This window comes from Bacillus sp. T-10(2022), from assembly GCF_056502895.1.
Map to the genome: position 1 here is coordinate 3,747,712 of NZ_CP113518.1, position 25,090 is coordinate 3,772,801.

Genomic DNA, 25,090 nt, shown 5'->3' on the forward strand with positions numbered 1-25,090 from the left:
TGTCAGGCCCTTTTTTCTTTTTTGGGTGTTATCATTTTAATTTTTTTGATGGCTGTCTCAGTCGTTAAACCGATTTCTTCAAGCAGTTCATCGACACTTCCATGTTCAATGAAATAATCAGGTATCCCCATTCGATCTATAATTGCCCCATAAAATCCTTGATCATGGGCATATTCAAGTACAGAACTGCCGAAACCACCTTGAAGAACCGCTTCTTCTATTGTCAAAATAGGCATTTTTTCACCAAGGAGACTGCTTAGCATGTTCTCATCCAAAGGCTTAATGAACCGGGCATTGATCACCTTAACAGAATAATCCTCTTTCTCGAGCAGTTCTGCCGCTTCAAGAGCCATGGGAATCGTTGTACCGAACGTTAAGATGGCAGCATCCGTTCCTTCTTTAAGAACTTCCCACGAACCGATTGGAATCTGCTGTAATTCAGTATCCATCACAACTCCCCAACCATTCCCACGAGGGAAACGCATAGCAATCGGACCATCATTATAGTTTAAGGCCGTATTGACCATATGCTGACCCTCGTTTTCATCTTTCGGCATCATCAACACCATATTCGGTACATGGCGTAAGAAAGCAATGTCGAAAACGCCTTGATGCGTTTCACCATCGGAACCAACTAATCCGGCACGGTCGATCCCAATGAATACGTTCAAATTCTGACGGCAGATATCATGCACCACCTGGTCATAAGCCCTTTGCAGGAAAGTTGAATATATAGCCAGGAAAGGTTTCATTTTTTGCGTTGCCAATCCGGCTGCAAAAGTTGCAGCATGCTGCTCGGCAATCCCTACATCATAGAAACGCTCAGGAAACTCTTGAGAAAAGCCCACCAATTTCGAACCTACGGGCATTGCAGGTGTAATCGCGACAATCCGCTCATCGTCACGGGCTAGCCTGCTGACAGTATCGCTTACAAGAGCGCTCCAAGCAGGACCTTTACTAGGGGATTTCACAAAATCGCCTGTCTCGATTTTGTATGGGCCTGTCCCATGCCAGTTTCCTGTTGTATCCAGCTCGGCAGGTGAATAGCCCTTGCCTTTTTTCGTGATGACATGCAACAGTACAGGTCCCTTCGTTTTCTTGGCATATCTTAAATTCTCCAGCAATTCTTCATAATTATGACCATCCACTGGTCCAAGGTATGTGAAACCGAGCTCCTCGAAAAAGATTCCTGAAACCAATAAGTACTTCATGCTATCCTTCAGGCGTTCAGCTGTAGCTGCAAGTTTACCACCGACTGCAGGGATTTTTTTCAAAAGCAGCTCCAATTCATCTTTTGCCCAGTTATATTTGCCGGCTGTACGCAATCTTCCCAATATCGTGTGCAGGGCACCTACGTTAGGGGCTATGGACATTTCATTATCATTCAGGATAACGATCATGTCCTTTTTTTCATCACCGATATGATTCAACGCTTCAAGCGCCATTCCGCCTGTTAGAGCACCGTCCCCGATCACTGGCAAAATAAAACTATTTTCACCTTTGATATCACGGGCAGCCGCCATTCCCATTGCAGCTGAAAGGGAAGTCGAACTGTGACCGGTTTCCCAAACATCATGGGGGCTTTCAATCATTTTTGGAAAACCGCAAAGACCTTTGTATTTCTTTAAGGTGTCGAACTCACCTGCTCTGCCAGTCAGGATCTTATGGACATAGGATTGATGTCCGACATCCCATAAAATTTTATCATTCGGACTGTCGAATTCTTTATGCAAGGCTATAGTCAACTCGACGACACCTAAATTGGGACCAATATGCCCACCTGTCACCGATAATTTTTCCACAAGGAATTTACGTACTTCCACACTTAACTCGACAAGTTCTTCATTATTCATCTTCTTCAAAAAAGAAGGGTCTTTTATAGATAGAAGATCCAAACAGGACCACTCACTTTCTGTCATTTTCGGTTGTAAGCATAAACAAAGCCTCATAAAAGAGGGCTATGGGGGACTTGACCGAAAAATTGGTTTTAAGTTAAAAAATAGCCGCCAACACCCAGGTGATTTCGGCGGCTTAATATACCTATTTTATCACGTATCTCAAATAAAAAATTCATTTTGATTTTCACATATTTTTGCACAATGAGTATACCATAAAACCTCAATTGATAACAAATTTAGCTCAATCAATGGTTACGGTTCGCTATTAAATCGGTTAGTTCATCCAACAAACCCGTTTGTAAGGTTGTTTTTCCTAAAGCGGCATGGGCAAGTTCTATATGATGTTCCAACTTTTCCTTTGCCCCTTGAAGCGTAAGTAAAGAAGGATATGTGCTTTTATGATTACCCACATCACTGCCAACCGGCTTACCGATCAACTCGACGGACCCTTCAATATCCAGAATATCATCCCGAATTTGAAAAGCAAGCCCCAGGTGGTATGCAAAGTCACGTAAATGGAGTTGCTGTTCTTCATTCGCTCCGGCTAATATAGCACCGGAAAGGATGCTTGCAGTCAATAACTTCCCTGTTTTATGTTCATGGATATACTCCAATTCCTGAAGGGTCAGCTGTTTATTTTCACCTTCCATATCGGCAACTTGACCTCCAACCATTCCTTCGGCTCCGGCAGACTTCGCAATTTCACTTACAAGGTTCAGCTTCATTTCAGCCGTCACCTCGGGATCGATCATATCCGTCACCAATTGAAAGCTATATGTAAGAAGCGCATCACCTGCCAGTATTGCCACCGCTTCACCGAACACTTTATGGTTCGTCGGTTTTCCGCGGCGGAGATCATCATCATCCATCGCCGGAAGATCGTCATGAATCAAAGAATATGTATGGATCATTTCAATGGCAGCCGCTGCAGGAATCCCGATCCTCAAGCTTTTCCCAAAGGCCTCCAGAACCGCAAAGACCAATAACGGGCGAATCCGTTTACCCCCTGCCTCCAGTGAATAGATCATGGCTTCTTTGACCACTGCCGGTGCTTTAAGTTTATTGACATATTCCACGATTTCCCGTTCTATAACCGTTTTATATTCTTTAGAAAACATTTCAAAGGACGCCGTACCCATGTCATTCTTCCTCCTGTACAGCGAAGTTTTCAAGTTCCCCATCTTCGCGTAAAATTTGAGTCAGCTGATCTTCAACAGCCTTAAGCTTTGAATGGCAAAGCCTTGATAAATCCATTCCTTGTTTATATATGGAGATGGCTTCTTCCAAGGGCACATCGCCTTCTTCCAACTGTTCTACAATTTTTTCGAGATTCTCCATCGCTTCTTCAAATGTAGCTTCCTGTTTTTTTGTCATGGTTCAATCCGCTCCTTTATTCCTTTAATTTCACATTCAAGGGTTCCATCTTTTATCGAAACCGCTATCTTATCCCCTTTGGATACTTGCTGTGTACTTTTCACTAATGTCTCATCCTCAGTAAAAACCAATCCATAGCCCCGTTCCATAATTTTTAATGGACTGAGGGCAGACAAAGTGGCTGTAATATGAACGAATTGCTGTGATTTTTGCCGATAGATGGCTTCCATGGCCCTTCGTAAAACCTTTGCATGCTGCCGCAATTCATCTTTCGCATTTTTCACCGCTTGTTCAGGATGCTGCTTTTTCAGAATATCGTTCAGCTGATTCAGCTCATCTCTCTTTTTCATGAAATATCGCGTGCTGGTCCTCCCTAGCCTGTCCATCGTCTTGTCTAGCTGTTCCAGCTTCTGTTCATACATTTTATGCGGATAACGGAAAGCATAAGACCTCTCCATCCTGGTCAAACGGGTTCGTTCAAAATTAACCGCTTCTTGAATGGAGCGGGTCAACCGATTTTTGCGGTTCATCAGGCGTTCGAGTATTTCATTCAAGTGAGGAACCGCTAACTCTGCTGCACCAGTCGGTGTAGGAGCACGCATATCGGCGACAAAATCAGCAATGGTAAAATCAGTTTCGTGACCGACAGCAGAAATTACCGGTATATCGGAATCATAAATCGATTCAGCCACTATCTCCTCATTAAAGGCCCATAGCTCCTCGATCGACCCGCCACCCCTTCCGACAATGAGAACATCGCTTTCCGCCCTTGCGTTAGCCATTGAAATTGCCTTGGCAATCGATTTAGCGGCATTATTCCCTTGTACAAGTGCTGGATAAACGATAATCCTGGCGATTGGATATCTTCGCTTGATGGTTATCAGGATATCTCTTAATGCAGCACCGGTCGGGGATGTTATGACTCCTACAGACTTAGGGTACTGCGGGATCGGCTTCTTATGTTCGGTCAAAAACAAACCTGCCGCCTCCAGCTTTTTCTTCAGCTGTTCATAAGCAAGATACAAATCCCCCACACCATCAGGGGCCATGCTTTTCACATAAAGCTGATACTGTCCCCCAGCTTCATATAATGATATATCGCCCTTAACAAGTACCTTCATACCATTTTCAGGCAGGAATTTCATCCCTTTATTATTGGCGGCAAACATAACGGAAAGAAGTCGGGCCTTCTCATCCTTTAAAGTAAAATACATATGTCCGCTTGTATGTTGTTTAAAATTCGAAATTTCACCTTTTATGTATACATTTTGCAAATGGGGGTCGGCATCGAATTTCCTTTTGATGTACTTCGTTAAAGCCGACACACTCAAATATTGTTGGTTGCTCATATAATGTCTCCTTCCGATGGAAATCGGATATAAAGAAAACTCACCTATTGATCCATGAATGGAAAAAAAAAGCGGTCTCCCGTTATTATAAAACAAGAGGTCCGCTTCTTTAAAATAATTTAACGTTTTTTTCAGCTTTTTAATGCTTGCTTGCTCAGTTCAAGTGCTTTTTGAGCAGATTTGACCGTATTCTTCATAAGCATCGTAATCGTCATCGGACCAACGCCTTTAGGAACAGGTGTAATGTATGAAGCCTTATTTTTCACTTCATCAAACGCCACATCACCGCAAAGCTTCCCTTCATCATTCCTGTTCATTCCGACGTCAATGACGACTGCGCCTTCTTTAATATGGTCACTCGTGATCGTGTCCCTCTTTCCGACAGCTGCCACAACGACATCGGCTTGCTTGGTATGATATGCAAGATCCTTTGTCCTTGAATGACAGTATGTAACGGTTGCATTTGCATTCAAAAACAATTGTCCGGCTGGTTTTCCGACGATATTACTTCTCCCTACGATGACAACATGCTTACCTTCAAGGTCATAGTTGATATACTCAAGCATCACCATGACGCCGTATGGAGTACAAGGTAAAAATGCATCCTGTCCCGTCATCATCCGCCCAATATTAATAGGGTGGAATCCATCTACATCCTTTTCAGGGGAAATCGCTTCAATGATCGCTTTTTCCTGAATATGTCCAGGCAATGGCAGCTGCACCAATATACCATGAATGCTGTCATCCTGGTTTAATTCAGCAATGCTCTGAATTAATTCCTCCTGAGAGAGTTCCGCAGGCTTTTTAATTAATACGGAATGCATGCCCAAGTCCTCACAGGCCTTTTGCTTATTGCGCACATAGGTTTGTGATGCTTGATTGTCACCGACCAGGATTACAGCCAAACCCGGAACGATATTTTTTTCACGTAACTGTTGAACTTCCTTACTGATTTCCTGCCTAACTGCCTCTGCAATTTCTTTACCATTAATGATTTGAGCTGACATGTGTTTATTCCTCCCAAGTTAATTTTGCTAAAGAAATTGCTGAGAGAATCCTTGTTCAAGGCTGCAGCTTTAGCTGCCGCTTTTCACCTTCACTTTGGATAAAACGGCATTTACAAAGCTGCTCGATTGATCATCACCGAATTTCTTAGCAATTTCAATAGCTTCATTCATTGCAACACTTACAGGAACATCTTCACTGTGAATCATTTCATAAACCGCGATCCGCAGTAAATTCCGATCAATGTTCGCCAGTCTTTCCAACGTCCAATTCTCTAAATTGTCCCTGATCATTCCATCAATTTGTTCACGATTTTCCGTTATCCCCATTACTAATTTCTTGAAGTATTCATCAGTAGGAGCACCATCCAGTACGCTGTCCATTGCTTCTTCTGCATTCGAGTTGGCAATATCTATTTGATATAGTGCTTGAAGGGATTTTTCACGGGCTTCTCTTCTTTTCATAATCTTACTCCTTTAACATCTACTATTATATATGAAAATGCTAGAACAAACGAACATTAAATAACATTTTTTCAAAAATATTAAGATTTTCGCTATATTATTTAAAAAACAAGCTAAATCTCACTAAAATTAAGGCCAATAGACTCAAATATCTTGATTCAGGATAACAATTCAAGATTACATTCGGAATTAAACGGCCAACACAGTCCCATACTTTTTGAAAGTGTCAAAAAGCTCATGCCTAGCTTTCATGCTCATATTTCACCTTTTACACTCTAACAGAAATCACCCTTGAATTAAAGGGAAACTTCCAGACACCGCCTTATTATGTTCATTTAAATTTAATATTATAAGCAGGCCTCTAAAACGGGGTATCTGGAGTTAACATTCAAAAAAACAAAAACCCGGCTTTTTGCCGGGTTTTTGCAGGTGCGAATCGAATGAAGCCACTTACACTTCTTGTTCGTAATCCGCTTCTTGTTTAGCGTTTTCAAACGCAATGCCCACTACATGAATGTTCACTTCCCCCGCGTCGATAGCGGTCATATTCAACAAAGCTTCACGAATGTTATCTTGCACTTCCTGAGCAACTTTCGGAATTGAAACACCAAACTTCATGACACAATAAAGTTCGACTTTGATGGATTCTCCCGTTAAGTCCACTTTAACACCTTTACCGTGGTTCTTTTTTCCAAGCTTTTCAACAACACCCGTGGCGAAATTCCCGCGCATATGTGCAACACCTTCAACTTCCGATGCAGCGATACCCGCAATCACCTCTATTACCTCAGGTGCGATCTCCACTTTGCCCAGCCCACTATTATAATCATTCATTTCGAGTAATTGGCCTTCCATTTCACTCATTCAAAAGCACCTCCTGTCTTCCTTTACATTATGAGTTCATTACATCATATATTTCAAGGAATTTGGTATTAAATTCTCCGGAAACAAATTGTTCATGCTGAAGTAACTTAATATGGAAAGGAATTGTGGTACTGATCCCTTCAATGACAAACTCACCTAAGGCGCGTTTCATCTTCTCGATTGCCTCTTCCCTAGTAGGTGCATGGACAATCAATTTAGCGATCATGGAATCGTAATACGGCGGTATCGAGTACCCAGGGTATGCCGCGGAATCAACACGAACTCCGTAGCCGCCTGGCGGTAAATACATTTGAATCTTACCTGCGGAAGGCATGAAATTCTTTTCTGGATTTTCAGCATTGATCCGGCATTCGATAGACCAACCGTTATAAGTGACATCCTCTTGCGAAAGCGATAGTTTGCTGCCAGAAGCAACTTTGATCTGTTCTTTAATCAAATCCACGCCCGTTACCATTTCTGTAACTGGGTGTTCAACCTGGATACGTGTATTCATTTCCATAAAGTAGTATTTTCTATTCACATAGTCATAAATAAATTCTACTGTTCCGGCACCTGAATAATTAACGGCAAGTGCTGCCGTAACTGCAGCCTGCCCCATTTCCGCACGTGTTTCACCATCCAATGCCGGTGAAGGGGTTTCTTCAACAAGTTTTTGCAAACGTCGCTGGACCGTACAATCACGCTCACCTAAATGGATGGCATTGCCATGATTATCTGCCATGACCTGTATTTCAACGTGTCGGAAGTCCTCGATGAACTTTTCAATATACACGCCTGGATTCCCAAATGCTGTCGCGGCTTCCTGTTGTGTGATGTTAATGCCTTTAATGAGCTCTTCTTCCGTCCTTGCGACGCGGATACCTTTACCGCCCCCGCCGGCAGTAGCTTTGATGATGACTGGATAGCCCATTTCATTAGCTAAAGCCACACCCTCATCCGTATCCTTAATTATGCCTTTAGAACCTGGAACGATCGGTACACCAGCTTTGCGCATGGTTTCCCTTGCTACGTCCTTTGTTCCCATTTTATTGATTGCTTCTGGGCTAGGACCGATGAAAATGATATTGCATTCACGGCATAGCTCAGCAAAGTCAGCATTTTCAGCAAGGAAGCCATATCCCGGGTGAATCGCATCGGATCCCGTTTTCTTGGCTGTGCTGATAATGTTCGTTGTATTTAAATAACTGTCTTTTGATAATTTAGGACCGATGCAATATGCTTCATCCGCAAGTTGAACATGTAATGCTTCTTTATCTGCTTCTGAATAGACCGCAACAGTCTCGATTCCTAATTCCTTGCATGCCCGGATGATTCGGACAGCAATTTCCCCGCGATTGGCAATTAATACCTTTTTAATCATTTAGAAACAGCTCCTCATTCCGGCTTTACTAAAAATAATGGTTGACCATATTCTACAAGCTGGCCTTCTTTTACAAGGACTTCAACGATTTCACCGCTTACTTCGGCTTCGATTTCATTGAAAAGCTTCATGGCTTCCACGATGCAGACGATGGAATCCCCTGTTACTTTATCGCCTGTTTTTACGTATGCAGGTGAATCCGGTGCAGGAGATTGGTAGAATGTCCCGACCATCGGAGAAGTGATTTTATGTAAATTTTCAGCGTCTGCAGCAGCCGGTTTTGCAGGTTCAACAGCTTTCGGTACTTCAGGGGCAGGAGCCGCTGCGGGCTTGACCTCTACAGCTGCATTGGTTTGAACAACTGCTGGAGCTGCTGCTGGGTGTAATACTGTACCCGTTTCAGTTTTTTTCAATTTAATTTTCGTTCCTTCATTTTCAAAAACGAATTCATTGATATTTGATTGATCGACTAGCTTAATAATTTCACGAATTTCTTGCACTTTCATTTTGTGGCACCCCTTGTCTAATTTAATATGAGTTTGTGAGGCAATAATATTTTATGTAACCTTACCCTTAGCTTATCCTACTTTGTCCAATACTGCACAAAGTAGCCGCTTTCTTTATGCGAATGCGAATAAACTGAATACAAACCTCATCTGTATTATAACAGATATTTCACTTTCTCAAAATATTGTTTCCCTTAGAGAATTGAAAAGTTTATGACCAGCTTCTAACATCATACAATATTAGCTTATACAAATTCAATGATAGATTAATTGTAACTTGTTATCCATACTTTTATATTACACCTTTATTATAATATTGTGAATATTTTTCAACTGGGGCACCTTAACGCTTTCTCTTGAATTTTGCATTTCACTCGTAGAAAATCAGCAATAATATCCACTATAATTACTTTTCTAGAATATTACGGAGGATCATTATCACCGATTCTATTTGCGTTCCTGATATCAATTGACATAAAAAAACTTTTCCTCTAAAGTTTCCCGGTTTGAGATAGTTAAAAAAATCATAATAAAAAGCCTCCCTTTTTTTTATTAAGGAAGGCTTTCAAATTTTTAGGATGTTGCACTGTTCTGTATCAGCGTTCTGTATGTGATTACTTTTCCGGTTGGAAGTCGACCACTACATTTTGCGCATCGCTCACTTCTTTCCTTACGAGGCGGATAATGTTATTAGCCTCTGTTTTCGTTTGTTTATCGGCCTTGACACTCACCTTTACATCCGTTCCGTCCACCCGGACCAGTGCGGCATTGTAATCCATGGCAACAATTAAGTTTTCGATGATATTTTCTTTTACTTTCGTTTCACTTAATTGTTCGATTTTTGCATAAGCCTCGTCTCGTTCTTCAGCTGATAATTCTGTATTGCCCATCTTTGCAGTCAATTCTTCATTCAGCTTCGCCCGTTCATCTTCAATCTGCATCCTTAAGGATTCGAACTCATCTCCAGACGCAATGGTTACAGAGGAACCTTCTGTATTCTTGGACGTTTCTTTTTCACTTTTAGTTTCCCCTTTTGTATCCGCTTTGTTCTCTGTTTTGCTTTCAGTTTTATTTTCTTCCTGTTCCATTTGCTCTGTTGACGTCATATCGGCGGCATTTTCTTCAGGAGCGGTTAAATAATAGACTGAAAGCACAACGACCAAACTTAGCATAGTCAATAACCAAACGGTTTGTTTTTTTAATAACATGTAGATTTTCCCCCTTATTTTTTAGGCATGACAGAAACCCTGTGACTCGGTACATCAAGTGAGCGTGTGACAGCCTCGATGATCCACTTCTTTATTTGAATGTTTTCGGCCCCTTTTGCAACTACCAGTACTCCTCGTACACTAGGTTTTTTCGTTTCCGAAATGATCGGTCCTTCTTTCTCACCGCTCTTGACCAAAACGAGCTGTTCATCAACCGATGTGTCTTCGACCGTCCTTTTGCCGCCTTCCTGGTCGGTTTCTTCGGTGACTTGTTTTTGGGTGACTTTGTTTCGTTCATATACTTTCTTCTCGGATGCATCGACGTAGATTACGACTTTTACATCCTGGACGCCTGCGATGGATTCAAGCGCTTCCTTCATTTCATTCTGTAGATATATTTCATAGTCTTTTGTAGTCTTGAATTCTGATTTCTTCTGACCGAATGTTTCAACATCCTCTTCATCATTTTGCTGTTTATCATTATTGAATACAGTCGTCACTTCAGATGTTTGTCCCGTCTGGTTGGTGGTTAACAAATTCCCGGCCATCATGATTCCCGATCCCAAAAGGACAACTATTAGAGCATAGACATACAGGGAAGGTTTTTTTTCCTTAGGCTCTTTTTGGTCAGGGTCTTTATTTAATAGTTTTTGCAGCCAGGATAATGGACCTTTGTCTTTGTTCAATACTCAGTCACTTCCTTTCCCCGGCGATTTCAATGATCTCTTCATCAACAGACCAACTTGTTGCCAGAAACCTTTTGACAGCATCCAGATTGGCATCATTTGAAGTGGATGGGCTATCTGCATTGATATCAACCTTCGCTACTGCCTCTATCTCCGAGTTTTCTTTCCCTTCTGCCTTTTCCAATGAGATGGTTATGTTCTGCAGATCATCAACACCAGGTTCTTCCTCATTCTTGACCCCTACATCAATTGAACTAATCTTCATGTTATAATCCACCATCAGCTCCTCTTCCACTTCTGTCTGTAATTGGACAGCCATTTGTTCTAAAATATATGCACCCTGTGCTGCTTGTATTTCTTTTTTCTTCATTTCTGTCAAATTTCCTAAATCTTTTTTTTTCTGATCTTCAAATTCACTAGTAGCCGCAGTGAGAATATCATCGAAATCCTTATTGAATAATCCCAATATAGGAGTGATGATGATCGCAATCAATAAAAGCCCGATAACCATTTTGGCATACTTCTGTAAAGCTGAATTCGGAAGAAGCATATCGATCACAGTAGCCAGCAATACAAATATGATGATGTTGGATACCCAGCCAGCTAAAAAACTCACCAAGCCCTCCTCCTTTCTAACGAACCATCAAAGTAATGTTTCCAGAGGCGATAATTACCGTGATACTTAAAAAAAACATGAGTGAGACAATGGCCAATGCAGCGAAAATATAAATCATGCTTTTACTAATAATGTCAAGGCATTTTATTACAGGTCCTCCGCCAAGCGGCTGCAAAAGACTGGCTGCCAATTTATAGACAAAAGAAATCATCAGGATTTTTATGGCGGGAAACGTGGTAATGAGCAAGAGTATGATGACGCCAGACAAGCCGACTGTATTCTTCAAAAGAACGGAGGCACTTATGACCGTATCCGTTGCATCGGTAAACATGCGCCCTATTATCGGTATAAAGTTACCTGTCACGAATTTGGCCGTCCTGATCGTCACTCCGTCAGCTACAGCAGATGATGCCCCCTGAACGGATATCACACCAAGAAATATGGTCATGAAAGCCCCAAGGATACCGATAGCAAAATTACGGAGAAGCTGTGCCAGCTGTGTCACTTTATAATGTTCGGTCAGCGTGCTGACGATGCTTAAAATCGCTGCAAAGAATAATAACGGAAGGACGACAAACTGGATCAAAATGCCGCTTGTATTCATCAAAAACATTAATACCGGGTGAAAGAAAGCTGCTGATACAAGTCCCCCTGAAGCTGCTATCAATGCCAAGAGTAAAGGGATGAGCGCCATTAAAAAGGAAATCATCAAATCTATCGTATCTTTTGTATATTCAATCGCCACATGAAAACTGTTAAGTGCCAAAATGATCAGCACCATATAAACGATTGCATAAGCGACCTTACTCACGGAGCTTTGCTCGAACGCATTCTGCAAAGACTGAAGGAACATGCTGAAAACGGTTAATAAAATGAGTGATCCCAGCAGCTTTCCATTCACGAGCAGTTCATGAAAAATGAATTTTGTCATTCCCTTTATCCATTCGTCAAATGAAAATTTCTTATCGCCGCTTACGAAGTCCATAAAGCTCCCTTTCTGGCTTTCCGGTAGAAATCCTCCATATTCCGTAACGATGTCATCCCAATATTGTTTGAGCTCATCAACACCCAGCCTTTCTATTTGGCCTTGTACCAGCTCGGACTGCATGATCGGCTCTTGTTCGATTTCACCATTTTCAGGATTTTCGGCAGCTTGTCCAATAGATGCATGCAAAAAAAAGAGTAAAACGAATAGAATGGATAAGTAAGGCATCCGCTGCTTCATACATTCACCTCATTGACTAGTAGGAGTAATCCGTTAACTTGGGAGCATCTGTAAAATCGTTTCGATAATGACAGTTAAAATCGGAATCGCCATGGCAAGAATCAAGATTTTTCCGCTTAATTCTATTTTGGAAGCGAGGGAACCTTGCCCTGCATCTTTTGTAATTTGAGAAGCGAATTCTGCAATATAGGCAATTCCGATTATTTTTAAGATGGTCTCTAGATACACGGTATTTACATTCGCATTAACCGCGATTTTTTCTAACATTAAAATAATTTCGTATATTTTGTCAGCCAAAAAAAGAAAAATGGAGCATCCTACAAAAACGACAAGCAGGAAGGCAAAATTTGGTTTTTGCTCTTTGACGATCAGTGCCAAAAAGGTGGCAACTAGGGCAATGGCCACGATTTTTATGATTTCAATCGCGAATCCCTCCCTTACTGAAATAGAAATACAGATTTAATTTTTTGAAATAAATCCTCTACTACAGAAGCTACCATGAATAAAATATAGATGAATCCGAAAAGTGTCACCCACTGGGCATATTCCTTCTTCCCAACCTGATCGAGTATCGTGTGAAGAAATGCCACTACTAGCCCCACACCCGCTATTTTAAATATGATGTCCACATCAATGCCCATTTTCATTCCCCCCACATATTCCTACATCAGCAAGATGATCAATAATAACCCTGATAAAAAACCAAGACTTTTCATCATTTTTTCATATTTCCCCTGTCGGTCGAGTGCATCGCTCTCTTCCCGTTCCAAGTGTGCCATCGTTAGCATGATTTGCTTTTGCTGATGATATTTATCGCTTTTTCCAAGCGTCTCCCCAAACTGTGAAAGAATCTCGAATTCTCCCTGTTTTAAAGCAAGGGATTGCCATATTTTCTTCAAACTATCATCCCATGCTTCCTTGACGGTGGTCTCTCCGGACTCGAGTCGGTTTGCAAATGTATCGAAAAAGATGGATAAAGGTTTGGCCATCTGTTTAGAAAGTTTCCTTGCCGCTTCTTTCAAAGGTGTATGACCAAACATGATTTCAGCTTCAAGCGATTGCATGGCGACTTTCAGCTGTCTCAGTTGACGAGGCCTCATACTTAATTTTTTCGCAGCTTCAAAACCTGCCCATGTCGTCGCAATAATAATTATCGCTGCTCCTATTAACTTAAACATGCGGGTTCACACTTCCCCCCAAGAAAATGGGAACTCCCGCAGCATCAAGGACATTGTAGCTCCTCTTGCCGGATTTACTTCTCTGTAATTCTATAAACCGTTCAAAGATGTTTTGCTTTAATATTTCGGCGATAAAAGGTCGCTTCTTAATTTCATCCAGTGTATGGCCATGTGTAGTTATCATGAGTTTAATACCTGCGTTCACGGCTTCCAGCACAGCCTGCGTATCCGCTGCGCGGCCTATTTCATCCACGATCAATACATCTGGGGACATCGAACGGATCATCATCATCATCCCTTCCGCTTTAGGACATCCATCGAGCACATCAACCCTTGTTCCAAATTGGAGCTGCGGTACTCCATGGACACATCCGGCAATTTCCGAGCGCTCGTCCACTATCCCCACCTTTTGAGGGGCAATGCCGTGTTTTTCATTACCACTGGATATCAGTCTTGCAATATCACGTAATATGGTCGTTTTTCCCGTTTGCGGAGCACCAATCAACATTGTATGCTGCCATTCCCCGTCATATAAGTAAGAAGTGAGCGGTTCAGCTGCACCTATTTTTTCACGTGCAACCCGAATATTGAAGGAGGAAATATCCCTGATCGCTTTGACCGACCCATTTTCCAGAATCACCTTGCCAGCAAGCCCCACCCGATGTCCGCCCGCTATGGTTATATATCCTCGCTTTAATTCTTCCTCAAGTGTATATAACGAAAATTGACCTATTTGATTCAATAATTGATCCGCATCCGAATGGGTCACTTCATATGAAAAGAAGTATGGCTCCCCTCCTACAATGACCTCAAGCGGCCTTCCAACCCGAATTCGCAGCTCTTCCATCTTATCGATCATCATCGGTGTCATACCCCGGAGTTGCTCGTATAATTTTTTCGGTAAAAAAGAAAGAATCGTTTCCATTTTGACAATCCTCCTGTATACACCACTTTCAATAAAATATATGCCGTCCAGCCTCCAATGATGACAGGCTATTAAAGAAACAGACCATTTATTGATTTTTTTATGACTTCGGGGATCTAAAAAACACACAAAAAAAGGCCGAGAAATTAATCTCGGTCTCAGGCTGTAAAAAAAATTCGAACAAAGCGAGTTTGCCTACAGGATGGCTTGTACAATTTGGACGTTGATTGGAACGTAGGGCACTCGCTCCAATCAACTTTGTTTTAACTTTTAGATAGAACCCTTTTGCCTAATAGAATTATTAAAACTTGAGGTGATGAGGATTCTTTCTAAACATGATTCTATTCAGCGAGATCAGCTTGAAATGTTAGGCCAACTGGTGCCAACTTGTAAAATGGAGATTTAAAGTACACAACAACAAATAAAAAGGTCTAAAGTAAAGACCATCAGATAGTGGTGACACGCCATATTCGGCAAGAATATATGGAATCATCTGCGTCATCAAGTCAAATCCACTAAAAAATCAAAAAGGTTTCGGAATGAGTCCATTCCGAAACCTTTTTGTCTACAAACTGAAACCGAGGTCTTCACCTCGGTCTTCTTTCATTTATGCACGTGATACGTAAGAACCTTCATTTGTATTGATCAATAGTTTGTCACCTTGGTTGATGAAGAATGGGACTTGAACCGAAAGGCCCGTCTCAAGTACGGCTGATTTCGTGCCGCCTGAAGATGTATCGCCTTTAATTCCCGGCTCAGTCTCCGCCACTTCTAGTTCCACTGTGTTAGGAAGCTCGACCCCAAGTGTTTCCGCTTGGAAAGTCATGATATGTACTTCCATATTTTCCTTAAGGAACTTAAGTTCACGCTCAATGCTTGATGCAGGCAGCTCGATTTGGTCATACGTTTCGTTATCCATGAATACATGGCTGTCTCCACTTGCATAAAGGTACTGCATCTTGCGGTTTTCGATATGTGCTTTAGCAACTTTTTCACCAGCACGGAATGTTTTCTCCTGGATTGAACCCGTACGAAGGTTACGAAGTTTAGAACGTACAAAAGCTGCACCTTTACCAGGTTTAACGTGTTGGAACTCGATAACCTGCCAAATTCCGTTATCTACTTCAATCGTAACACCCGTGCGAAAATCGTTTACAGAAATCATAAATTTGTCCTCCTACATGTACATGTTTACAGAATGATTAACTCTTTGGTTGAATGAGTAAGTGCTTCGTTACCATCAAGTGTAACGATTGTATCATCTTCAATCCGCACTCCGCCTACCCCAGGTAAGTAAATGCCCGGTTCAACGGTTACGGCCATACCTGGTTCTAAAATGATATCAGACCTAACGGATAATGCTGGACCTTCATGAACTTCAAGACCGATACCATGTCCAGTCGAATGTCCAAAATACTGCCCATATCCCTTTTCTTCAATTAGATTTCGAGTTAGTGCATCCGCTTCCCTGCCAGTCATACCGGGTTTGATCCCAGCCATTCCTCGCAGTTGAGCTTCCAAAACAATGTCATAAATATTAATAAGTTCTTCACTTGGCTTGCCAACCGCTAATGTCCGAGTGATGTCAGACACATACCCATTATAATATGCCCCGTAATCCAATGTGACGAAATCGCCTTTTTCAATGATTTTATCCGTAGCAACTCCATGCGGAAGTGCGGACCTTAAGCCGGATGCCACAATAATATCGAAGGAAGAAGAAGTTGCCCCTTGTTTCCTCATAAAGAACTCAAGTTCATTGGATACATCCAGTTCCGAGATCCCTGGACGCAGGAAATCCAGAATATGTGTAAACGCAGCATCAGCAATAGCAGCCGCTTCCTTTAATATCTTAATCTCTGATGAAGTCTTTATCAAGCGTAAATTCTCAATAACCCCCGACACCGGCAAAAGCTGACCATCAATGACCGCTTCGTATGCCTTATATGTAGCATAAGTCAGGTGCTCTTGCTCAAAGCCCAGCTTGCCGATATTCATCGCTTTAGCCTGCTTGCCGACTTCTTCGATGATGGTTCCTTTGTGTTGAACGACCTCATAGTCCGGTGCCTGCTTGCTCGCTTGTTCCACGTATCTGAAATCAGTGATGAATTTAGCTTCTTTTTGGGAAATAAGTACAACGCCTGCACTTCCCGTAAAGTTGGTCATAAATCGGCGATTATATGTACTGGTAATCAAAAAACCATCAATGCCCGCCTTTTCCATTGAGGCTCTTAAGCGCATTAGTTTATTCATTTAATTTCTCCCCTTTGCAATCTTTGTGATCGCCTGCAACGCCAACTCATATCCGTGTATCCCCAAGCCGACAATCTGTCCCGCCGTTACCGGTGCGGTCACTGATTCATGCCGAAAGCTTTCACGGGCATGTATGTTCGAAATATGCACTTCCACCACTGGAACATCAATTCCGGCTATTGCATCACGAATCGCATAGCTATAATGAGTAAAAGCCCCAGGATTAATGATAATCCCGTCGATCCCATGATCCTCTGACCAATGGAGCTTGTCGATAATCGCTCCTTCATGGTTAGTTTGAAAAGAAGTCAATTCCACATCTAACCCTTGAGCTTGCTGCATTAATTGCGCTTCGACATCCGCAAGCGTCGAGGATCCATAATGCGCAGGTTCCCGTTTCCCCAAGCGATTTAAATTCGGACCATTGATTAGTAAGATTTTTGTCATCATCAAACACCTGCTCATGTTAAAAGAATGCTTTCCATGACATTCTATCATAATTCCAAATTGTCTTACTACTTTTTTACAACCAAGAAGCAATCAGCTTTCCGTATGCTTCTCGGCTTTGTTTTTTTGACGTATATATTCCTGATGATCGTATGAAATAGAAAACCCTACAAAAAGACCGTATATAATAAAAATGCATACACTTGTTATAACCGTATTTGCTGACATTTTATAAAAGGTTGGCAAATCGATGAACATCGGTTTCAGGACAAATACCAGCAAAGCCCAGCAAACCACCCCCAAAATAATACCCGGAAAAATACCCTTCATCCTTTTAAAAAGACTATAGTAGATAAAAGCGATCCCCACGGATAGAATTCCGAACAAAATTATGGTCATTACCGTACCGAGCCAATGATCGATCCAGGTCATATTGGACCACGAGGTAAGTATGAATTTTGGGCTAAAATCCATAAAGTTAATATAATGGGCTATGATTCCGATAAAACTGGCTAAAGCCCCCCCAACAAAACCGACAGCAAGTACATTGTAGATTAACATGCTTTGATATTCCTGTTGAATTTGTCCTTTTTCATTAGAAGACATATCAATCACCTCCGCTACGTAGTATGCCCTTTGTTAAATAGAACTATTTTTTTTTATTCTTAGGAAGGAGAATCACTAGAGGTTTTGTGATTTATTCTGTATGATTAAATCATAAATAATCTGCTTTTTTCAGAGGAAAATACCCATCCTCTGTTGAAGTTTATAATGTACACAGGATACTACCTTCCTGTGATTCAACATTCATAAAGTACTTGCAGGGTTAAAGCTTCCATTCAATTTTGGAGGGGCGCCTTTACCCATGTGATGCTTGTTAATAAACATGTTAGCACCCTTGAGAGAGCTACGTGAATAACTATTAGGTTGGTGTAGAAATGTCTGAGGTTCAAAAACCCGTTTACGGAGGGCAGGCTGTTGTGGAAGGCGTCATGTTCGGCGGCAAACATCACACAGTCACTGCGGTACGCCGCAAAGATTCGACGATTGTATATTATCATCTGCCTCGTGAATCGAAACCTGTCGTCAACAGCTTAAAAAGAGTACCGTTTCTACGGGGTATCGTATCACTTGTTCAGTCAAGTGCCACCGGCTCGAAACATCTGAACTTTTCAACTGAACAGTATGAAGAAGAAGACGGGGAAAAGCAGGAAGAAAAGAAAAATGAAACGAAAGAATCTTCTAAAATGAGTGTATGGCTTGGAGTTGCCGTAATCGGCGTTCTTTCCTTCCTATTCGGGAAGCTGCTTTTCACTTTGATTCCAGTCTTTCTTGCTGAATTGACAAGACCCATCTTCAGCGGCCATATGGCCCAGGTTTTAATGGAAAGCTTGTTCAAATTGATATTATTGCTGGTATACATTTACGTAGTATCCATGACGCCATTGATCAAGCGGGTCTTTCAGTATCACGGAGCAGAGCATAAAGTGATCAATTGCTTTGAAAGCGGAAAAGAATTGACCGTAGCAAATGTGCAGGCAAGTTCACGCCTTCATTATCGCTGTGGCAGCAGCTTTATTTTATTTACAGTCATTGTAGGCATGTTCGTCTATATGTTGGTTCCGACCGATCCATTATGGCTCCGTGTCGTGGATCGCGTTTTGCTTATCCCCGTCGTGCTCGGCATAGCATTCGAAGTCTTGCAGTTGACTAACAAAGTAAGGGATATTCCCATCCTGCGTTACCTTGGCTATCCCGGCCTTTGGCTTCAATTATTGACAACCAAAGCCCCGACAGATGATCAAGTCGAAGTCGCATTAGCCTCATTCCAAGAACTGTTAAGGATGGAAAAAGAGACCAAAAAAGGTTTGGAATCGGATGTAATTGTGTAAAACATCTATACACATTTTGATTATGAAAAATCATATACTAAACTAAGGGAATGACCTTCATTTTTTTCAAATATTTTACATGAAGAATGTTTAAAATAAGCTAAAAATGCTTATGATGCTCTTAAGGAGGTGTCTTTGTTGAAACGTTTCATATCTTTCATGATATACGGAATCATCGCCCTCGGAGTCCTCGGACTATTGAGCCGACTATTTAATGACCCGATTGGCTTTTTTAGAAACATTCTCATAATAGCCATTGTCGCAGGGATTATTTATATGATTTATACCGGATTAACAAAGGGAAAACCAGTTAAGAAAGAGCAGCAAGCATTCCGAAAGGCTGCCCGCCAATCGAAAAAAAGGCTAAAAAATCGAACTTCGAAAAAAGATAATGTGGCTAGCTTCTCTGCAGCAAAATCATCTAAGAAAATAAAATGGAGAAAGAAAACGGATAGTCACTTAACCGTCATCGAAGGGAAAAAGAATAAAAAGAAAAATCGGGCTTCTTTTTAAGAGCCCGATTTTTTTATTCATCATCAATAAGTCCAATTTTTAAGGAATTCTTTCGTGCACTGTCTGCCCCGTTTCATCAATTCACCCTTTTGTTCATCATTCAGATTGAAATCCATTGCAGAAATTCCCTTCATCGGGATAAATACAATATTATGGACGTGTTTCTTGGAGATATATCGTGCATCATGGGAATCTTTCATCGTTTTGAATAGTGCGGAAAATAATTCAACCGCATTATCCACCTCATGCGGTTTCCATATCTCATCGACACTCAGCCGCAAGCCTATGACCGGCCGTTCCTTCCTTACATGATCTGAATTGAATAACCACATAGGAAAATTGCTTAAAACACCTCCATCAACAAAAAGTAACTTGCTTTTTCCGACATCGAGTTTGACTGGCTCAAAGAAATAAGGAATGCTACAACTCATTCTTACTGCCTTTGCAACTGGAAAAGTGATCGGATCAATGCCATAGTTCGGTAGATCATCAGGCAGAACCACCAATTTCCCATTTGTGATGTCAGAGGTTATGATACGAAGGGATTTCGGTCGAACATCCTTAAAGGTGACTACATTCCTTTCGGCAAGTTTACTGGCAACCCAACCTTCCAATGCATCGCCTTTATAAAGGCCAAGTCTCCAGTATACAAGAAGCCATTTGGCAAGCGGGATAGGCAAAAGACCACGCCTTTTATCCAGCAGGCCGCTTAAATCTATATCAATAAATAGCTTTTCCATTTCTTTTCCGGTGTACCCAGCTGCCACGAAAGCTGCAATTATGGATCCTGCACTTGTACCGGCTGTCCGATGGAATACAAATCCCCGTTCTTCTAATTCCTGCAGGGCTCCCACTAAACCATAGCCTTTAATCCCGCCTCCGGAAAAAACGCCGTCAATAATCATAGCTGCCCTCCCCTAATCCGGTCTTTACATTTCTAAGCAGGATTAGAGGAATTTATGACAGTTTTAGATAGAAAATTGCCTTAATCAGGTAAAATACTGAATTTCCGCTTTCGGGAAAAATTCCGCGATATACCCACGAATGGTCGTTTCCAGTTCTGCGGCTTCTTCGGTTTGATAAACATATTTACCAATGCCATATCGGCCCCATTTATATTTACGCTTCGTTTCGTCCAGTTCCAATTTTGTTTTCGGGTAGTTTTTTTGAATCACTTTTTTTGCTGGACCAGTGAACCGATGCTGGATTAATTCAAAAGTCAAATCCGGTATATCCACCCCTTTTAACGCCTCACTCAATCGTTCGAATAATTCGTGATAGCCCTCCTTCCATGCTTCATGACGATATATTGGAGCTACGATAAAACCCAGGGGATATCCGGCACCTGCCACTTTGCGTGCCGCTTCCATCCTTTCCTCGAAGCTCGAAGTGCCTGGCTCGAAATTCTTTATCACAAAACGCGAATTTATACTGAACCGAAATCTCGTTTTTCCATTATGTTCAGCATCCAACAGATGGTCGACATGATGAAATTTAGTTACGAACCTTAAAACCCCATATTCACTTTTTCCAAAATATTCTATGGCCCTTTTTAAAGAATGTGTCAAATGGTCAATTCCGACGATATCCGATGTACAGGCTGCCTCAAAACGGGTAATTTCAGGCTTTCTCTCATTTATATATTTTTCGGCTGCCTCGAAAATTTCGTCAAGATTCACATATGTCCGAATATATGGTTTCGATCCGAGAGTCGTCTGTAAATAGCAATAGTGACAATGCCCCATACACCCTGTAGCAAGAGGGATGGCATATTCAGCAGATGGCTTTGAAGAATCGAATTTCAATGTTTTTCTTATTCCTACCACAAGCGTCGATTTGGCGACACGATATTTTTGCAAATCATTTTCCCCAGGAAGATCCCTAATTTGGTTATGCGATGTGGTCTCACGGATTTCAATGTTCAAATCTTCGAATTTCTTTTTCAATTCCCGGCCAAGCGGGTATTCCAGTGCCCTGGGCTCGATATATACTAACTGTGGCATAAATGGTTTCATTTCGATCTCCATTCTTTTTTCGATTTGTTCATACTTTCAATCGAACTACACAATCTAATTCATAAGGATAGTTTTTCTTTATTCTTTTATCCTCATGATTGTTTTTACTTGGAAATTCAAAATGAAGGAGATGCGATATGGCTAATAAACGAGACTTCTTGACAAATGGAATGGGAAAACAAACGATCACCGTCCAAACAGATAATAAATTTCCAAATCCAAGGAATATACCTGGAGACTCGGTCGATGAATTTTCGGTATTGAAAGATGGCAACCAATATCTAGCCGAAAAGGAAATAGGGCAGCAAAATGAAAATGGTTGATTGAACGCAAAAAGAAGACCGAATTTACGATGATTCGGTCTTCTCTATTGGCATGTAATTGAACAGACTGTCAATAACAACTTTTAAGACACTAAAAAAGCCGTTAAGATAGCTTTGCAGCATACTTAACGACTTCCCTTACATCAGCTTATAGCCCGCATTTTAATTGTGCTCCGCAATTCGTGCAAGTATTGCATCCGCCCATTTCCTGGACTTCGCCTTTACGGCACACCGGGCAAGTGTTGCCCACTTCCGACCCAATCGTAACGTTAGTCGAACGCAGTTCATTTATCGTATCGACCAATACGACTTTTTTCTTTACTTCCACATCTGTCAATTCATCCATTTCAAGCTGCTCGTCCATTTGGTTTTCTTCCGCTTTGAGCGTAAGAACCTGACTGTCACGGCTGCCATCCACATATACAGTACCGCCTTTTGCTCCGCCTTTGTATAGACGTTCATATACTTTTTCAACTTGTTCGACAGTATATCCTTTTGGAGCATTTACCGTTTTACTGATTGAGCTGTCAATCCAGCGTTGAATGATGCATTGAACATCAGCATGTGCTTCTGGAGCTAATTCCATAGCGGAAATGAACCATTTTGGAAGCTCTTCTGTATCGGCTTCTGGATGACGGTCCAAGTATTCCTGTACAATGTCAGCCTTCACTTCAATGAATTTACCAAGACGGCCGCTGCGGAAATACGTGAAGGAGAAATATGGTTCAAGACCTGTTGATACCCCAACCATCGTTCCTGTGCTTCCTGTAGGAGCCACTGTCAATAAATGAGAGTTACGGATGCCATGTGCAGCAATACTTTCCCTGATATCTACAGGCATTTTTTCCATAAATCCGGTTTGTGTGAAACGTGTTCTTAGCTCATCGGTTTCTTTGTCCGTTGACCCGATCAGGAACGGGAAACTGCCTTTTTCTTTAGCAAGTTCCACGGAAGCCCTGTAAGCTGTCGTCGCAATCGTTTCAAACACCTTGTCAACCAGGATATTTCCTTCCTCAGAGCCATATTCCGTCTCACAGTAGATCAAAAGGTCATGCAGACCCATTACACCAAGTCCAACCCGTCGCTCGCCCAGTGCCTGTTTTTTGTTTTCATTCAAGAAATAAGGAGTTGCGTCAATGACATTGTCCTGCATACGTACACCGACTTCGACAGTCTGCTTAAGTTTCTCGAAATTAACCGTTTTGCTTTCTTTATCAGCCATTTCAGCCAGATTGACGGCCGCAAGGTTACATACTGAATATGGGGCCAATGGCTGTTCTCCACAAGGGTTCGTGGCTACGACCTGTTGACCGTATGCTTTGGCATTCGTCATTTCATTAGCATTATCGATAAAGAAAATACCTGGTTCAGCAGAATATGTTGCACAAATGTTTATTAAATTCCAAAGCTCTTTAGCTCGGATTTTACGGTAAACACGGACTTTGTGACCCATTTTCTCCCATTCGCGAACATCACCGACATTATGCCATTCTTCATTGTAAATGGCCATTTCTTCGGCATTATAGCTTTCAACATCAGGAAAACGCAATTCGTATTCCGCATCTTGTTCAGCCGCTTCCATGAATTCCTTAGTCAGGCAAATCGAGATATTGGCTCCAGTCAGAAAATCAGAATTATGGACACTGTACGTTCCCCCTGTACGGAGCTTTTCCTCTGCATCCCTAATGATTTTCTCGCTAAATCCGCCTTGGCCAGGAATCTCCTTATAATTGATGATCCCTTGATACATAGCCGTTTCCTGTTCCGTGTGCGGCGTGAATTTCAATTTATCCGTCGCATATTTCTTGATGGCTTCATCTTTAGTATTTTCCACTAGGTAACGCAAAATCCTCGGATTTTGCATTTTAGAAATGATGAACTCTGCAATATCAGGATGCCAATCAGCAAGCATGATCATTTGCGCGCCCCGTCTGCTACCGCCCTGTTCAACTAGATGCGTCAGTTTTGCAATATCGTCAAGCCATGAGACTGAACCGGAGGATTTTCCATTTACCCCTTTTGCCAGAGTGTTTCTAGGACGCAGTGTCGACCCGTTCGTTCCCACTCCGCCGCCGCGGCTCATGATTTCCATCACTTGTTTCCTATGTTCTGAAATCCCTTCACGTGAATCCGGTACGAATGGCATTACATAGCAGTTGAAATAAGTAACATCCGTATTGGAACCCGCACCGTATAATACTCGGCCTGCCGGGACGAAATTAAGGTTCTTTAATTCTTCATAGAATTTATTGAACCATTCCGTTCTCTTTTCTTCCGTGGTTTCCACTGATGCCAATCCCGTTGCATTACGTTTCGCAATTTGTTCATAGTATATTTCAAGCGGCTTTTCGATTATATCCAACGGACGGTTTACAATTCCCGTCTCCACTTCTTCCGGATTATCCAATACGCCACGGAATTCTTCATCCACCAATACCTTGGCTTTTTTGGTTTCCCAATCAATTTCAACGATGTAGCCGAGACCCCTTGCCGGGAATTTCGGATCTTCCTTAATCGTCAACACGACGAAATCGCCTGCCGAGAGTGTGATTTTTTCAGTATCCTTAAAAGAATAGCGGTCAAGCATGACTAGACGGGACACTCCCTTATGCGCCATTTTCATATCAGCCGTTACAGGGTGAACCTGGGGAAATAAAGAAATATCCTTATTCAACCTTTCTAGATCAACCTTTAAAGCTTCTTTTATTACAACCGACATAATTCCCTCTCCTTTATATGTTTCAAGATCCGTTCTTGCTGCCGCAAAAATCTTTATGTAGCCTTACATGTCCGTTTCGCTTAACAAGTACCCTAAATTTATCATAGCGAAACTCAAAAATCAACATATAGTGTTGCATTAAATATTTCAACTACTATATATTGTGTTTGTTTTGAATGACTTTTAATTTTGTCAAACGGTAAATCAATTAATATAGTTAGCAAAAGGGAGGAAAATGTCGATTTACAA

Annotated in this window: 27 protein-coding genes; 3 read left to right on the forward strand and 24 right to left on the reverse strand. The window is 41.6% G+C overall.

What is annotated here, in order from left to right; genetic code table 11:
* Positions 1-2 precede the first annotated feature (2 nt).
* The 21 genes from dxs to OSJ91_RS18355 form a co-directional block, all read right to left on the reverse strand.
* Positions 3-1,895, reverse strand: a complete 1,893-nt coding sequence (gene dxs / locus OSJ91_RS18255; protein ID WP_101223461.1) for a 1-deoxy-D-xylulose-5-phosphate synthase — start codon at positions 1,893-1,895, stop codon at positions 3-5.
* 248 nt (positions 1,896-2,143) lie between these two features.
* Positions 2,144-3,037 carry a polyprenyl synthetase family protein gene (locus tag OSJ91_RS18260; RefSeq protein WP_485890190.1) on the reverse strand — a complete coding sequence of 298 codons (894 nt, stop codon included), beginning with the start codon at positions 3,035-3,037 and terminating at the stop codon, positions 2,144-2,146.
* A 1-nt stretch (position 3,038) separates the two neighbouring features.
* A complete protein-coding gene (locus OSJ91_RS18265) occupies positions 3,039-3,272 on the reverse strand; it encodes an exodeoxyribonuclease VII small subunit (protein WP_034308286.1) in 234 nt (77 codons plus the stop codon).
* Complete coding sequence (gene xseA / locus OSJ91_RS18270; RefSeq protein ID WP_485890191.1) at positions 3,269-4,621, reverse strand: exodeoxyribonuclease VII large subunit; 1,353 nt, start codon at positions 4,619-4,621, stop codon at positions 3,269-3,271. The genes OSJ91_RS18265 and xseA overlap by 4 nt, the downstream gene beginning before the upstream one ends.
* A 131-nt stretch (positions 4,622-4,752) precedes the next feature.
* Entirely contained in the window at positions 4,753-5,628 is an 876-nt protein-coding gene (folD, locus tag OSJ91_RS18275; protein WP_485890192.1) for a bifunctional methylenetetrahydrofolate dehydrogenase/methenyltetrahydrofolate cyclohydrolase FolD, read from the reverse strand.
* A 69-nt stretch (positions 5,629-5,697) separates the two neighbouring features.
* Complete coding sequence (nusB, locus tag OSJ91_RS18280; RefSeq protein WP_485890193.1) at positions 5,698-6,090, reverse strand: transcription antitermination factor NusB; 393 nt, start codon at positions 6,088-6,090, stop codon at positions 5,698-5,700.
* Between the two features lie 450 nt (positions 6,091-6,540).
* On the reverse strand, positions 6,541-6,945 hold the full coding sequence (locus OSJ91_RS18285) for an Asp23/Gls24 family envelope stress response protein (protein ID WP_222620245.1): 405 nt from the start codon (positions 6,943-6,945) through the stop codon (positions 6,541-6,543).
* A 37-nt stretch (positions 6,946-6,982) separates the two neighbouring features.
* Positions 6,983-8,335, reverse strand: a complete 1,353-nt coding sequence (accC, locus tag OSJ91_RS18290; RefSeq protein WP_101222529.1) for an acetyl-CoA carboxylase biotin carboxylase subunit — start codon at positions 8,333-8,335, stop codon at positions 6,983-6,985.
* 14 nt (positions 8,336-8,349) lie between these two features.
* Complete coding sequence (gene accB, locus OSJ91_RS18295) at positions 8,350-8,841, reverse strand: acetyl-CoA carboxylase biotin carboxyl carrier protein (RefSeq protein ID WP_485890194.1); 492 nt, start codon at positions 8,839-8,841, stop codon at positions 8,350-8,352.
* 614 nt (positions 8,842-9,455) lie between these two features.
* Positions 9,456-10,049, reverse strand: coding sequence for a SpoIIIAH-like family protein (locus tag OSJ91_RS18300; protein WP_137016195.1), 594 nt, complete (start codon positions 10,047-10,049; stop codon positions 9,456-9,458).
* Positions 10,050-10,063: 14 nt separating this feature from the next.
* Complete coding sequence (spoIIIAG, locus tag OSJ91_RS18305; RefSeq protein ID WP_350299446.1) at positions 10,064-10,735, reverse strand: stage III sporulation protein AG; 672 nt, start codon at positions 10,733-10,735, stop codon at positions 10,064-10,066.
* Positions 10,736-10,742: 7 nt separating this feature from the next.
* Positions 10,743-11,351, reverse strand: coding sequence for a stage III sporulation protein AF (gene spoIIIAF / locus OSJ91_RS18310; protein WP_485890195.1), 609 nt, complete (start codon positions 11,349-11,351; stop codon positions 10,743-10,745).
* Positions 11,352-11,367: 16 nt separating this feature from the next.
* The gene (spoIIIAE, locus tag OSJ91_RS18315; RefSeq protein ID WP_485890196.1) at positions 11,368-12,576 is read right to left on the reverse strand and encodes a stage III sporulation protein AE; all 1,209 of its coding nucleotides are present in this window, start codon (positions 12,574-12,576) and stop codon (positions 11,368-11,370) included.
* A 33-nt stretch (positions 12,577-12,609) separates the two neighbouring features.
* Positions 12,610-12,999 (reverse strand): stage III sporulation protein AD, encoded by a 390-nt coding sequence (spoIIIAD, locus tag OSJ91_RS18320; protein WP_094246647.1) that lies wholly within the window; start codon positions 12,997-12,999, stop codon positions 12,610-12,612.
* A 14-nt stretch (positions 13,000-13,013) separates the two neighbouring features.
* Positions 13,014-13,217, reverse strand: coding sequence for a stage III sporulation protein AC (gene spoIIIAC, locus OSJ91_RS18325; protein WP_034308319.1), 204 nt, complete (start codon positions 13,215-13,217; stop codon positions 13,014-13,016).
* A gap of 21 nt (positions 13,218-13,238) precedes the next feature.
* Positions 13,239-13,754, reverse strand: coding sequence for a stage III sporulation protein SpoIIIAB (spoIIIAB, locus tag OSJ91_RS18330; protein WP_350299449.1), 516 nt, complete (start codon positions 13,752-13,754; stop codon positions 13,239-13,241).
* Entirely contained in the window at positions 13,747-14,679 is a 933-nt protein-coding gene (spoIIIAA, locus tag OSJ91_RS18335; protein ID WP_350299450.1) for a stage III sporulation protein AA, read from the reverse strand. The genes spoIIIAB and spoIIIAA overlap by 8 nt, the downstream gene beginning before the upstream one ends.
* A 607-nt stretch (positions 14,680-15,286) precedes the next feature.
* Positions 15,287-15,844, reverse strand: a complete 558-nt coding sequence (gene efp / locus OSJ91_RS18340; RefSeq protein WP_034308328.1) for an elongation factor P — start codon at positions 15,842-15,844, stop codon at positions 15,287-15,289.
* A 26-nt stretch (positions 15,845-15,870) separates the two neighbouring features.
* Positions 15,871-16,932: a M24 family metallopeptidase gene (locus OSJ91_RS18345; protein WP_350299451.1), complete on the reverse strand. Its 1,062-nt coding sequence runs from the start codon at positions 16,930-16,932 to the stop codon at positions 15,871-15,873.
* Positions 16,933-17,379: a type II 3-dehydroquinate dehydratase gene (aroQ, locus tag OSJ91_RS18350; protein WP_137016305.1), complete on the reverse strand. Its 447-nt coding sequence runs from the start codon at positions 17,377-17,379 to the stop codon at positions 16,933-16,935.
* 93 nt (positions 17,380-17,472) lie between these two features.
* Positions 17,473-17,985: a YqhR family membrane protein gene (locus OSJ91_RS18355; protein WP_350299452.1), complete on the reverse strand. Its 513-nt coding sequence runs from the start codon at positions 17,983-17,985 to the stop codon at positions 17,473-17,475.
* Between the two features lie 332 nt (positions 17,986-18,317).
* Here OSJ91_RS18355 and OSJ91_RS18360 point away from each other — a divergent pair, with 332 nt between their 5' ends.
* Both OSJ91_RS18360 and OSJ91_RS18365 read left to right on the forward strand, forming a co-directional pair.
* Positions 18,318-19,271 carry a DUF1385 domain-containing protein gene (locus OSJ91_RS18360; RefSeq protein WP_350299453.1) on the forward strand — a complete coding sequence of 318 codons (954 nt, stop codon included), beginning with the start codon at positions 18,318-18,320 and terminating at the stop codon, positions 19,269-19,271.
* A gap of 138 nt (positions 19,272-19,409) precedes the next feature.
* Positions 19,410-19,784, forward strand: coding sequence for an SA1362 family protein (locus OSJ91_RS18365; RefSeq protein WP_048677789.1), 375 nt, complete (start codon positions 19,410-19,412; stop codon positions 19,782-19,784).
* A 23-nt stretch (positions 19,785-19,807) separates the two neighbouring features.
* Here the strand turns inward: OSJ91_RS18365 and OSJ91_RS18370 are convergent, their stop codons facing one another.
* Together OSJ91_RS18370 and splB are read right to left on the reverse strand one after the other, a co-directional pair.
* The gene (locus OSJ91_RS18370) at positions 19,808-20,689 is read right to left on the reverse strand and encodes a patatin-like phospholipase family protein (protein WP_350299454.1); all 882 of its coding nucleotides are present in this window, start codon (positions 20,687-20,689) and stop codon (positions 19,808-19,810) included.
* Between the two features lie 84 nt (positions 20,690-20,773).
* A complete protein-coding gene (gene splB / locus OSJ91_RS18375; RefSeq protein ID WP_350299455.1) occupies positions 20,774-21,799 on the reverse strand; it encodes a spore photoproduct lyase in 1,026 nt (341 codons plus the stop codon).
* Positions 21,800-21,936: 137 nt separating this feature from the next.
* On the opposite strand from splB, the gene OSJ91_RS18380 reads away from it, so the two are divergent.
* Positions 21,937-22,122, forward strand: a complete 186-nt coding sequence (locus OSJ91_RS18380) for a hypothetical protein (protein ID WP_048688331.1) — start codon at positions 21,937-21,939, stop codon at positions 22,120-22,122.
* 148 nt (positions 22,123-22,270) lie between these two features.
* On the opposite strand, the gene OSJ91_RS18385 is transcribed toward OSJ91_RS18380, so the two are convergent.
* Complete coding sequence (locus OSJ91_RS18385) at positions 22,271-24,841, reverse strand: vitamin B12-dependent ribonucleotide reductase (protein WP_485890197.1); 2,571 nt, start codon at positions 24,839-24,841, stop codon at positions 22,271-22,273.
* Positions 24,842-25,090 lie beyond the last annotated feature (249 nt).

Coding starts and splice junctions, on each gene's coding strand:
- accB (WP_485890194.1), bottom strand. CDS start 8,841: ATGAAAGTGCAAGAAATTCGTGAAATTATTAAGCTAGTCGATCAATCA.
- efp (WP_034308328.1), bottom strand. CDS start 15,844: ATGATTTCTGTAAACGATTTTCGCACGGGTGTTACGATTGAAGTAGAT.
- OSJ91_RS18370 (WP_350299454.1), bottom strand. CDS start 20,689: ATGATTATTGACGGCGTTTTTTCCGGAGGCGGGATTAAAGGCTATGGT.
- aroQ (WP_137016305.1), bottom strand. CDS start 17,379: ATGACAAAAATCTTACTAATCAATGGTCCGAATTTAAATCGCTTGGGG.
- spoIIIAE (WP_485890196.1), bottom strand. CDS start 12,576: ATGAAGCAGCGGATGCCTTACTTATCCATTCTATTCGTTTTACTCTTT.
- accC (WP_101222529.1), bottom strand. CDS start 8,335: ATGATTAAAAAGGTATTAATTGCCAATCGCGGGGAAATTGCTGTCCGA.
- folD (WP_485890192.1), bottom strand. CDS start 5,628: ATGTCAGCTCAAATCATTAATGGTAAAGAAATTGCAGAGGCAGTTAGG.
- spoIIIAC (WP_034308319.1), bottom strand. CDS start 13,217: ATGGGCATTGATGTGGACATCATATTTAAAATAGCGGGTGTGGGGCTA.
- xseA (WP_485890191.1), bottom strand. CDS start 4,621: ATGAGCAACCAACAATATTTGAGTGTGTCGGCTTTAACGAAGTACATC.
- OSJ91_RS18265 (WP_034308286.1), bottom strand. CDS start 3,272: ATGACAAAAAAACAGGAAGCTACATTTGAAGAAGCGATGGAGAATCTC.
- spoIIIAA (WP_350299450.1), bottom strand. CDS start 14,679: ATGGAAACGATTCTTTCTTTTTTACCGAAAAAATTATACGAGCAACTC.
- nusB (WP_485890193.1), bottom strand. CDS start 6,090: ATGAAAAGAAGAGAAGCCCGTGAAAAATCCCTTCAAGCACTATATCAA.
- spoIIIAB (WP_350299449.1), bottom strand. CDS start 13,754: ATGTTTAAGTTAATAGGAGCAGCGATAATTATTATTGCGACGACATGG.
- OSJ91_RS18355 (WP_350299452.1), bottom strand. CDS start 17,985: ATGTCTTCTAATGAAAAAGGACAAATTCAACAGGAATATCAAAGCATG.
- OSJ91_RS18380 (WP_048688331.1), top strand. CDS start 21,937: ATGGCTAATAAACGAGACTTCTTGACAAATGGAATGGGAAAACAAACG.
- OSJ91_RS18385 (WP_485890197.1), bottom strand. CDS start 24,841: ATGTCGGTTGTAATAAAAGAAGCTTTAAAGGTTGATCTAGAAAGGTTG.
- OSJ91_RS18260 (WP_485890190.1), bottom strand. CDS start 3,037: ATGGGTACGGCGTCCTTTGAAATGTTTTCTAAAGAATATAAAACGGTT.
- OSJ91_RS18360 (WP_350299453.1), top strand. CDS start 18,318: ATGTCTGAGGTTCAAAAACCCGTTTACGGAGGGCAGGCTGTTGTGGAA.
- OSJ91_RS18285 (WP_222620245.1), bottom strand. CDS start 6,945: ATGGAAGGCCAATTACTCGAAATGAATGATTATAATAGTGGGCTGGGC.
- OSJ91_RS18300 (WP_137016195.1), bottom strand. CDS start 10,049: ATGTTATTAAAAAAACAAACCGTTTGGTTATTGACTATGCTAAGTTTG.
- OSJ91_RS18345 (WP_350299451.1), bottom strand. CDS start 16,932: ATGAATAAACTAATGCGCTTAAGAGCCTCAATGGAAAAGGCGGGCATT.
- splB (WP_350299455.1), bottom strand. CDS start 21,799: ATGAAACCATTTATGCCACAGTTAGTATATATCGAGCCCAGGGCACTG.